The sequence below is a fragment of the Accumulibacter sp. genome (assembly GCF_029255125.1).
In the GTDB taxonomy this organism is placed as follows: domain Bacteria; phylum Pseudomonadota; class Gammaproteobacteria; order Burkholderiales; family Rhodocyclaceae; genus Accumulibacter.
The window spans coordinates 1-9,752 of the sequence record NZ_JAPUVR010000023.1; the positions used below are offsets into that span (position 1 = coordinate 1).

General features: G+C 67.3%; 9 protein-coding genes and 2 riboswitches. Of the genes, 2 read left to right on the forward strand and 7 right to left on the reverse strand.

From position 1 onward, the window contains the following. Nucleotides 1-226 (forward strand): TraR/DksA C4-type zinc finger protein (locus Q1L59_RS00810; protein WP_300327394.1); only part of this gene is annotated, 226 nt, incomplete at its 5' end. A gap of 39 nt (nt 227-265) precedes the next feature. On the opposite strand, the gene Q1L59_RS00815 is transcribed toward Q1L59_RS00810, so the two are convergent. From Q1L59_RS00815 to mtnA, 3 genes are read right to left on the reverse strand one after another with little or no spacing between them, the layout of a single operon-like run. Continuing rightward, nucleotides 266-1,888, reverse strand: a complete 1,623-nt coding sequence (locus tag Q1L59_RS00815) for an NAD(P)/FAD-dependent oxidoreductase (RefSeq protein WP_300327395.1) — start codon at nt 1,886-1,888, stop codon at nt 266-268. Next, nucleotides 1,848-2,555 carry a class II aldolase/adducin family protein gene (locus Q1L59_RS00820; protein WP_300327396.1) on the reverse strand — a complete coding sequence of 236 codons (708 nt, stop codon included), beginning with the start codon at nt 2,553-2,555 and terminating at the stop codon, nt 1,848-1,850. Before Q1L59_RS00820 ends, Q1L59_RS00815 begins: the two co-directional genes overlap by 41 nt. After that, nucleotides 2,548-3,633 carry an S-methyl-5-thioribose-1-phosphate isomerase gene (gene mtnA / locus Q1L59_RS00825; RefSeq protein WP_300327402.1) on the reverse strand — a complete coding sequence of 362 codons (1,086 nt, stop codon included), beginning with the start codon at nt 3,631-3,633 and terminating at the stop codon, nt 2,548-2,550. Before mtnA ends, Q1L59_RS00820 begins: the two co-directional genes overlap by 8 nt. A 160-nt stretch (nt 3,634-3,793) precedes the next feature. Here mtnA and Q1L59_RS00830 point away from each other — a divergent pair, with 160 nt between their 5' ends. Then, nucleotides 3,794-4,351 carry a DUF3617 family protein gene (locus Q1L59_RS00830; protein WP_300327397.1) on the forward strand — a complete coding sequence of 186 codons (558 nt, stop codon included), beginning with the start codon at nt 3,794-3,796 and terminating at the stop codon, nt 4,349-4,351. A gap of 79 nt (nt 4,352-4,430) precedes the next feature. On the opposite strand, the gene Q1L59_RS00835 is transcribed toward Q1L59_RS00830, so the two are convergent. From Q1L59_RS00835 to gcvT, 4 genes are all read right to left on the reverse strand, one after another. Continuing rightward, a complete protein-coding gene (locus tag Q1L59_RS00835) occupies nt 4,431-4,913 on the reverse strand; it encodes a glutathione peroxidase (RefSeq protein WP_300327398.1) in 483 nt (160 codons plus the stop codon). Between the two features lie 87 nt (nt 4,914-5,000). Beyond that, nucleotides 5,001-7,910, reverse strand: a complete 2,910-nt coding sequence (gcvP, locus tag Q1L59_RS00840; RefSeq protein ID WP_300327399.1) for an aminomethyl-transferring glycine dehydrogenase — start codon at nt 7,908-7,910, stop codon at nt 5,001-5,003. A 24-nt stretch (nt 7,911-7,934) separates the two neighbouring features. Further along, nucleotides 7,935-8,321 carry a glycine cleavage system protein GcvH gene (gene gcvH, locus Q1L59_RS00845; RefSeq protein ID WP_300327400.1) on the reverse strand — a complete coding sequence of 129 codons (387 nt, stop codon included), beginning with the start codon at nt 8,319-8,321 and terminating at the stop codon, nt 7,935-7,937. Between the two features lie 79 nt (nt 8,322-8,400). Continuing rightward, on the reverse strand, nt 8,401-9,489 hold the full coding sequence (gene gcvT / locus Q1L59_RS00850) for a glycine cleavage system aminomethyltransferase GcvT (protein ID WP_300327401.1): 1,089 nt from the start codon (nt 9,487-9,489) through the stop codon (nt 8,401-8,403). 70 nt (nt 9,490-9,559) lie between these two features. Next, a riboswitch (glycine riboswitch) is annotated at nt 9,560-9,669 on the reverse strand. Further along, a riboswitch (glycine riboswitch) is annotated at nt 9,670-9,751 on the reverse strand. Between the last annotated feature and the right edge of the window lies 1 nt (nt 9,752).

The following is a 9,752-nucleotide window of genomic DNA, read 5'->3' on the forward strand; positions in this document are numbered from 1 at the left end:
AAGCACCGAAGAAGAACACACGCTCGAACTGCGCGTGCGCGACCGGGAAAGAAAGTTGCTGCAGAAGATCCGCGAAGCGCTGCGCCGTATCGACGACGGCAGCTACGGCTGGTGCGAGGAAACCGGCGAAGCGATCGGCCTCGCCCGCCTGCTCGCCCGCCCGACGGCAGCGCTCTGCCTGGAAGCGCAAGAAAGGCGCGAACAGACCAAGCGCCGCTTCGCCTGACGCCGCCCACACCGTCGCTGGCACCAGCAAGGCCAGCGCTCAGGCGAGCAAGGCGCGCGTCACCGCCTCGGCCACCTCGATTCCGTCGATCGCCGCCGACAGAATGCCGCCGGCGTAACCGGCGCCCTCCCCGGCCGGATACAGGCCTTTCAGGTTGAGGCTCTGGTAGTCGGCGCCGCGCGTGATGCGCACCGGTGACGAGGTCCGCGTTTCAACGCCGGTGAGCAGCGCATCGGGCAGCGCAAAACCGGGAATCTGCCGGTCGAAAGCGGGCAGCGCCTCGCGCAGAGCGGCAATCGCGTAGGGCGGCAGCGCGCTTGCCAGGCTGCCCAGGAGCACGCCCGGCCGATACGACGGAACGACCGCGCCGAGCGCGGTCGACGCGCGATCAGCCAGAAAATCGCCGAGCAACTGGCCGGGCGCAGCGTAGGTGCCGCCGCCGAGTTCGAAGGCTTGCCTTTCGAGCTGCCTCTGCAGCGCGATCCCGGCCAGCGGACCGCCGGGGAAATCGGCCGGCGTGATGCCGACGACCAGCCCGGCATTGGCGTTGCGTTCGTTGCGCGAGTACTGGCTCATGCCGTTGGTGACGACGCAGTTGGCCTCGGAGGTCGCGGCGACCACCGTACCGCCCGGACACATGCAGAAACTGAAGACGGTCCGCCCATTGCTGCAATGGTGAACCAGCTTGTAGTCGGCTGCACCGAGCAGCGGATGCCCGGCGTACGCCCCGAAGCGCGCGCGGTCGATCAACGACTGCGGATGCTCGATGCGCAGCCCGATGGCAAAAGCTTTGGCTTCGATGAACACGCCGCTGCGTGCCAGCATGTCAAAGGTGTCGCGCGCGCTGTGGCCAAGCGCCAGGACGACGTGCTCGGCGGCGATTTCCTCGCCGGACGCCAGCCGCACGCCGCGCACGCACCCGCCTTCGATGTGCAGGCCGCTGACGCGTTGCTGAAAGCGCACCTCGCCGCCCAGGCGCTCGATCTCGTGGCGCATGCGCTCGACCATGCCGACCAGACGAAACGTGCCGATGTGCGGCTTGCCGAGGTAGAGAATTTCGGGCGGCGCGCCGGCTTTGACGAACTCGCCGAGCACCTTGCGCGCGTAGTGCCGGGGGTCCTTGATCTGGCTGTACAACTTGCCGTCGGAAAAGGTGCCGGCGCCCCCCTCGCCGAACTGCACGTTCGATTCCGCGTCGAGCACGTTGTTGCGCCATAGCCGCCAGGTATCCTGCGTACGCTCGCGCACCGCCTTGCCGCGTTCGAGGACGAGCGGGCAGAAACCGCTCTGGGCGAGAATCAGCGCGGCAAAAATCCCGGCCGGGCCGAAACCGACGATCACCGGCCGGCTGCGCAGGCGTGCCGGCGCGTGCCCGACGAAGCGGTAGCGCATATCCGGCGTCGGCCGCAGGTGCGGGTCGTCGCTGCGGTCTTGCCACAGCGCGGCTTCGTCGGCCAGCCGCACGTCGAGCGTGTAGATCAGGGTCGGCGGACGCCCGCGGCGCGCGTCGTGACTGCGCCGGAAGACGCTCAGATCGAGAATCTCGCTCGGCGCGAGCGCGAGGCGCGTGGCTACTGCGGCACGCAGCGCCTCTGGCGGGTGGTCGAGCGGCAGGCGGATTTCACTGACGCGCATCGCCGCTACCCGTCTCGTCGCGGGCATGCTGCTCTGAGGCGAACGCCGGCTGACCGTAGGTGGCGAAACGCGCACAGACGAGCGCCATTTCGTCGGCATCGAGCAGCACCGGCGGGCCGATCTGGCAGGCGCGCCAATATTGCTCGCAGAGCGCTTCGAGTTCGCCGCCGAGGTCGATCGCCTGTTCCAGGTCGTCGGCGAGGACCAACATGCCGTGGTTGGCGAGCAGGCACGCGCGCCGCCCGGCGATCGCCGGCACGATGGCGTCGGACAGGGCTTGCGTACCGAAGGTCGCGTAGCGCGCGCAACGCACGCTGTCGCCGCCGAAGCGGGCGATCATGTAGTGGAAAGGCGGAATGTCGCGCCGCAGACAGGCCAGGCTGGTCGCGAACGGCGAGTGCGCGTGCAGGATCGCGCCCGCCTCCGGCCGCGCCTGGTACAGGTCGTAGTGAAAGCGCCACTCGGACGACGGTCGGCGCCTGCCCAGCGAACCGCCGGCAAAGCGGATCAGGACCAGGTCGTCGGCGTGCAGTCGATCGTAGCGCATGCCGGTCGGCGTGATCAGGAAGCCCGCCTCGCCCTCCGGCCCGTCGGCGCGCGTGCGCACGCTGAGGTTGCCGGCACAACCGCGATTCAAGCCGCTGGCGGCCATGCGCACGGCCGCCTCGATCAATTGCTGGCGTAGCTCAGACATGCGCTTCCTCCGGATAAAGCGTCAGCAGGCCGGCGCGCGTTGCCGGGCAGCAGCCACGCTCGCTGATCAAGGTGCTGACGCAGGCGGCCGGCGTTACGTCGAAAGCCGGATTGGCGACCGGCACCGACGCGTCGATCTGGCGCAGGCAGCCCACCGCGTCAGCGCCCGTGCGACCGTGCAGCCAGCGCAGCTCGTCGCCCGAGCGTTCCTCCAACGGAATCGCTGCGCCGTCCGGGCAGGAAAAGTCGAACGTCGAACGCGGCGCAGCAACGTAGAAAGGCACTTGCGCCGCCGCCGCGGCCAGCGCCTTGAGGTAGGTGCCGATCTTGTTCGCCACGTCGCCGTTGGCGGCGATCCGGTCGGCACCGACGATCACCGCGTCGACTTCGCCGCGCGCAAGCAGCAGACCCGCCGCGTTGTCGGCAATCAGCGTGTGGGCAATCCCCTGCTGGCCGAGTTCCCAGGCGGTGAGCAGACCCTGATTGCGCGGGCGCGTTTCGGAAACCCAGACATGCACGTCGATTCCTTCGGCAAAAGCGGCGTAGATCGGCGCCAGCGCGGTGCCATGATCGACCGTCGCCAGCCAGCCGGCGTTGCAATGCGTCATCAGCCGCCAGCGCCGCGCAGGCGGACAACACGCGCGCAGGAGGCGCAGACCGTGCTCGCCGATCCGCCGGCACTGCTCGACATCCTCCTCGGCAATCGCCGCTGCCTCGCGCCAGGCAGCGGCGGCACGCGCTGCCGGCGCCAGGCCGTGCACGCGCTGGTACACGCGGCGCAGGGCCCAGTGCAGATTGACCGCGGTCGGCCGGGTCGCCGCCAAAGCTGCGTGTGCCGCGTGCAGGTGCGCGTCGTCGGCCCGCTCGGCAAGCGCCATTGCCAGCCCGTAAGCGGCGGTAACGCCGATCAGCGGCGCCCCGCGCACCTGCATGTCGACAATCGCGCGCAGCGCGTCGTCCAGGCTGGACAGGCGAAGCAGACGGAAGGCGTGCGGCAGCGCCGTCTGATCGATGATCTCGACGGCGCCTTCATCGGTCAGCGGCCGGATCGTCCGCATCGGTTTGCCGAGAACCTGCATGCGCCGCATTCTACCAGCCGCAACCGGGTATGCTGTCGCTGGCGTCGGCGCAGCGCCGGGAAGCGACAAATATCACACGGACAGCGACCCGTTTCCCGCTTAAGATTCGTTCGTTGCCGCTCGGCTTTCCCGAGCGCACGCTGACTTGCGAGGAAAGATGATGAAATGCCCGAGCCGACTGCCCAGCCGTCATCCGCGGCTGGCCTGTATCGTCACCCTGGCCACCGCCACGCTGCTTGGCGCCGCCAGTGCAGCCGACATGCCGAAGCGCAAACCGGGTCTCTGGGAGGTCAATGCGCAGATGGCCGGAGTGCCCTCGGCCGGGCCGATGCAGCAGTGTATCGACCAGACGACCGACGACCTGATGCAGCAGCGGGCGAGCGCGCAGAAGCAGAACTGCAGCGTCATCGAGATCAAGCCGCAAGGCAACAGGGTCAGCGTGCATTCGGTGTGCAAGGTGCAGAACAGCACGGCAACCACCGACGCCGTCTTTGTCGGCGCTTTCGATTCCGCCTACAAGGGCGACATGCTGACCCGCTTCAATCCGCCGCTGAACGGCATGAGCGAATCGAAGGTGAACATCGACGCGCGCTGGCTCGGTCCGTGCAAACCCGGCCAGAAGCCGGGCGACGTCGTGATGCCGAACGTCGGCGGGATGAACATCAACGAAATGATGAAGGATCCGCGCGTTCAGGAAATGATGAAGCGGCAGAAGTAGGACGGTCCGGCCAGTCGGCGGCGTTTGCCTCAGGCAGGACGCGCCGCCGGCAAGCCGCCGATCGGCGCTGCGGCGGCGCTCAAAGCAGCGCTTCCACCCCGCGCGCCAGCGTTTCCGGGGTAGTCGCCGGCGCGTAGCGCTCGACCACCGCGCCCGCGCGGTCGACCAGAAACTTGGTGAAGTTCCACTTGATCGCTTCGCTGCCGAGCAGGCCGGGGGCGGCCTTCTTCAGGTGGCGAAAAAGCGGGTGCGCGTGTTCGCCATTGACCTCGACCTTGGCGAACATCGGGAAAGTGACGCCGTAGTTCTTCTGGCAGAAAGCGGCGATCTCGCTCGCCTCGCCCGGTTCCTGGGCGCCGAACTGGTTGCACGGAAAGCCGAGAACGACCAGTCCGCGCTCCCGGTATTTCTCGTAGAGCGCCTGCAGACCGACGTATTGCGGTGTAAACCCGCATTCGCTGGCGGTGTTGACGATGAGCAGGACCTGGCCGGCGTAGTCGGCCAGCGACTGGCTGCCGCCGGTGAGGCGCTCGGCGCTGATTTCGTAGATCGATGCGGCCATGCTGGGTTCCTCCAGTAAGCGGTGAACGGCGATCGGTCGGCGCGGCCGCGCGCTCGGCGCAGCGCCCGGTCGGCGCCGCCGGCGAAGCTAGACCTCGATCTGGCCGTCGGCCTCGTCGAGCGGTGTGCAGGCGCAGAACAGGTGGCGATCGCCATAAACGTCGTCGACCCGATTGACGCTCGGCCAGAACTTGTTGCGCGCGACGTAGGGCAGCGGAAAGACGGCTTGCTGGCGACTGTACGGCCGCTGCCAATCAGTCTCGACCAGGTCGGCCTGCGTGTGCGGTGCGCGCCGCAGCGGATTGTCGTCGGCCGGCCAGTGCCCCTGCTCGATCAGGCGAATCTCCGCCCGGATGGCGCGCATTGCGTCGATGAAACGATCGAGTTCGGCCTTCGATTCCGATTCCGTGGGCTCGACCATCATCGTTCCAGCCACCGGGAAGCTCACCGTCGGCGCGTGGAATCCGTAGTCCATCAGACGCTTGGCGATGTCGATCTCGCTGACGCCGGTCGCCGCCTTGAGTGGTCGCACGTCGAGGATGCATTCGTGTGCAACACGCCCGTGCCTGCCGGCGTAGAGCACCGGATAGTCGTCGCGCAAGCGGCTGGCGAGGTAATTGGCGTTGAGAATCGCCACCTCGCTGGCGCGTTTCAAACCGCTGCCGCCCATCATCGCGATGTACATCCAGGCAATCGGCAGGATCGCCGGCGAACCCCATGGCGCTGCGGAAACCGCGCCCTGCCCGGCGTGCGGCCCGCTGACCGGCTGCACCCGATGGTTCGGCAGGAAGGGAGCGAGATGCGCCTTGACGCCAATCGGTCCCATGCCCGGGCCACCGCCGCCGTGCGGAATGCAGAAGGTCTTGTGCAGATTCATGTGGCTGACGTCCGCGCCGATCAACGCCGGTGAAGTCAGACCGACCTGCGCGTTGAGGTTGGCGCCGTCCATATACACCTCGCCACCGTGCGCATGCACCCGTTCGCAGACCGCCTTGACCGATTCTTCGAAGACACCGTGCGTCGAGGGATAAGTCAGCATCAGGCAGGCGAGCTCGTCGGCGTGCTCGGCGGCTTTCGCCGCCAGATCGTCGACGTCGATGTTGCCGGATTCGTCGCAATCGACGACGACGACGCGCATGCCACACATCTGCGCCGTCGCCGGGTTCGTCCCGTGCGCCGAACGTGGAATCAGGCAGACCTTGCGCCGGCTTTCACCGCGACTGGCGTGGTAGCGCGCGATCGTCACCAGACCGGCGTACTCGCCCTGCGCACCCGAATTGGGCTGCATGCAGATGGCGTCGAAACCGGTGATCGCCTGCAGCCAGTTTTCCAGTTCGCCGATCATCTGCAGGTAGCCCTCGGCCTGATCGAGCGGGACGAAGGGATGGATGTCGGTGAACTCGCGCCAGGTAACCGGCATCATCTCGCTCGCCGCGTTGAGCTTCATCGTGCACGAGCCGAGCGAGATCATCGAGCGGTCGAGTGCCAGGTCCCTTTCCTGCAGCATCTTCAGGTAGCGCAGCATGGCGTGTTCGGTGTGGTGCGCGTTGAACACCGGGTGCGTCAGGATCGCGTCACGGCGCAAGAGCGCAGCCGGCAGGTCTTCCTCGCCGCTCTGCCGCACCTGCTCGTCAAGCCGATAGGGGTCGGCGTTGATTCCGGTGATCAGCTTGATCAGCCGGGTAATGTCGGTCGGCGTCGTTTTCTCGTTCACCGCAATGCCGATCACGCCCGGCGACACCTGGCGCAGGTTGTAGCCCGCCTCGAGCGCCGCGCGGTAGGTCGGCAGCGCGTGGCTACCCAGGTTGACCCGCAGCGTGTCGAAGAAACACTCGCTGATCAGCGTCATTCCGGCCCGCCGGACACCTTCGGCGAGAATTGCTGCCAGCCGGTGAATCCGGCCGGCGATCGTGCGCAGGCCGTGCGGCCCATGATAGACAGCGTACATGCCGGCCATGTTGGCGAGCAGAACCTGCGAGGTGCAGATGTTCGAGTTCGCCTTCTCGCGCCGGATATGCTGCTCGCGCGTCTGCAGCGCCATGCGCAGCGCGCGCTTGCCGCGGCTGTCGACCGAAACGCCGATGATGCGCCCGGGAACCGAACGCTTGTACTCGTCGCGCGTCGCGAAGAAAGCCGCGTGCGGCCCGCCGAAGCCGAGCGGAACGCCAAAGCGCTGCGCCGAACCAAGCGCGATGTCGGCGCCCATCTCGCCTGGCGAACGCAGCAGGACGAGCGCCATCAGGTCGGCGGCAACCGCCGTCACCGCCCCGCGCGCCTTCACCGCAGCGATCGGCGCGCTCAGGTCGATGACCTCGCCGCGATCGTTCGGATACTGGAATAGCGCGCCAAAGACCTCGTGCTCGGCCGCCTCGGCGGGCGCCCCGAGAAGCAGCTCGAAACCGAAGCACGCGGCACGCGTGCGCAGCACGTCGATCGTTTGCGGAAAGCAGTCGGCGTCGACGAAGAACGTATTCGACTTCACCTTGCTGATCCGGCGCGCCATGGCCATCGCCTCGGCGGCTGCCGTCGCCTCGTCGAGCAGCGACGCATTGGCCAGATCCAGGCCGGTCAGGTCGATCACCATCTGCTGGAAGTTGAGCAGCGCCTCCAGCCGCCCTTGCGCAAGCTCGGCCTGGTACGGCGTGTAAGCCGTATACCAGCCGGGATTCTCCAGCACGTTGCGTTGAATGACCGGCGGCGTGATCGTGTCGGCGTAGCCCATGCCGATCATCGAATGCTGCAGGCGGTTGCGTCCAGCCAGTGTGCGCAGCGTGGCGAGCGCTTCGCTCTCCGGACGTGCTTCGGGCAGCGCCAGGGGTTCATCCAGGCGAATCGATTCCGGCACCGTCTGCGCGATCAGCTCGTCGAGACTGGCGGCGCCGACGGCCGTCAGCATGGCTGCGATTTCGTCGGCGCTGGGGCCGATGTGGCGCTTGCTGAACTCGCTGCGCTGCTCCAGCGCAAACAGGCTGGGCAAGGCGTGGTGGCTTCGTTCCATGACGTCTCCCGGCAGGCGATCGGATTACTGGGCAGCGTCGACGACCTGCTGGTACGCCGCCGCGTCGAGCAAGCCGTCAACCTCGGCGGCCGCCGCCGGTGCCATGACGAACAGCCAGGCAGCGTAGGCGTCCTGATTGACCCCCTCCGGCGCATCGACCAGGGTGCTGTTGACTTCGACGACGGTTCCCGCCACCGGTGCGTAAACGTCGGCCGCCGCCTTCACCGACTCGACGACCGCCGCCTCCTGCCCCGCCGCCAGTTCCTTGCCGAGTTCCGGCAGTTCGATGAAGACCAGATCGCCGAGCAACTCCTGCGCGTGGTCGGTGATGCCAACGGTGATCGTGCCGTCGCTCTCCAGGCGTATCCATTCGTGACTGCGCGTGTACTTGAGGTCGGAAGGAATGTTCATTGTGTTCTCCAGATCAGATGATTCGGTTGACTCGGCAGATGGGCTGACCGGGCGGACGACCGGCTCGCTCGGCGACGGCCTAGACGAGCACGCGCCCGTGGCGGACGAAAGTCGGTTTGACCACACGCGCGGCCAGCAGTTTGTCGCGCACGCGCACGCTGACCGTCTCGCCGACCGCGGTCGGCAGCGGCAGACGCGCCAAGGCGATCGACTGCTGCATCGTCGGCGCAAAGCTGCCACTGGTGATCTCGCCGCGGCCATGTTCGCCGACCACCTCCTGATGCGCGCGCAGGACGCCGCGTTCGAGCAGGACCAGGCCGAGAAACTGCTGCCGTTGCCCTTGTCCGAGCAGCGCCGCCTTGCCGACGAAGTCGCGCGGCGAAACCAGATCGACCGTCCACGCCAAGCCGGCGTCGAGCGGCGAAACGCCCTCGTCCATGTCCTGTCCGTACAGATTCATCCCCGCTTCCAGGCGCAGCGTGTCGCGCGCCCCGAGGCCGCAGCGGCGCACGCCGGCCTCCGCCAGCGCCTGCCAAAGCGCGCTCGCGCGCTCGGCCGGCAGCGTGATCTCGTAGCCGTCCTCGCCGGTATAGCCGGTGCGGGCAATGAACAGGTCGCCGGCATCAGCGGCAAAGAAGGGCTTCAGCGCCTCGCTGGCAGCCCGCGCTTCGGGCACGACGCGCCAGACCTGCTGCCGCGCCTGTGGCCCCTGCACGGCGATCATCGCCAACGCGCCGGCGCCCTGTCGGCGTGGCGTGAGTTCGACGGCCAACGCCCATTCGGCCAGGCGCGCATTCATCCAGGCGAGATCCTTGACCGCCGTTCCCGCATTGACGACGACGCGGAAGCGCTCGTCATCGATGAAATAGACGATCAGGTCGTCAATCACCCCGCCGTCCGGATTGAGCATCGTGCTGTAGAGCGCCTTGCCGGGAACCGTCAGGCGGTCCACATTGTTCGCCAGCAGGCGGCCGAGAAAGGCGCGCGCCTCGCGACCGGCGACATCCACCGCACACATGTGCGAGACGTCGAACATCCCGGCGTCGCGGCGGACGGCGTGATGTTCCTCGATCTGCGAACCATAGTGGAGAGGCATTTCCCAGCCGCCGAAATCGACCATTCGCGCACCGCCCGCGCGATGGTCCTGATTGAGAGGTGTTTTCTCCATCTGTTCAGTCCGTTAAGAGTAATTCCTGCAGTCGATTCAAGAAACGGCAAAGGGGCGAACCCGAAGCGAGTTCACCCCCCTGTCCATCTACCTGAGAGATTGCCGGACTGTCAGAGACGCAGCCGCGTTGCCCCATCGGTGGGCGCTACGCCAGCCGGCACGCGCCACTCTCCAGAGTTGTCTGCACGAACGGTCCGTTTGCCTGAGCGTTTCCGGGTGGATTGCGCCTTCGGCGGTGGCTGAACCACGCTCTCCCGTTCGCG

Coding starts and splice junctions, on each gene's coding strand:
- Q1L59_RS00835 (WP_300327398.1), bottom strand. CDS start 4,913: ATGGCCGCATCGATCTACGAAATCAGCGCCGAGCGCCTCACCGGCGGC.
- mtnA (WP_300327402.1), bottom strand. CDS start 3,633: ATGCAGGTTCTCGGCAAACCGATGCGGACGATCCGGCCGCTGACCGAT.
- Q1L59_RS00815 (WP_300327395.1), bottom strand. CDS start 1,888: ATGCCCGCGACGAGACGGGTAGCGGCGATGCGCGTCAGTGAAATCCGC.
- gcvP (WP_300327399.1), bottom strand. CDS start 7,910: ATGGAACGAAGCCACCACGCCTTGCCCAGCCTGTTTGCGCTGGAGCAG.
- Q1L59_RS00830 (WP_300327397.1), top strand. CDS start 3,794: ATGAAATGCCCGAGCCGACTGCCCAGCCGTCATCCGCGGCTGGCCTGT.
- gcvH (WP_300327400.1), bottom strand. CDS start 8,321: ATGAACATTCCTTCCGACCTCAAGTACACGCGCAGTCACGAATGGATA.
- gcvT (WP_300327401.1), bottom strand. CDS start 9,489: ATGGAGAAAACACCTCTCAATCAGGACCATCGCGCGGGCGGTGCGCGA.
- Q1L59_RS00820 (WP_300327396.1), bottom strand. CDS start 2,555: ATGTCTGAGCTACGCCAGCAATTGATCGAGGCGGCCGTGCGCATGGCC.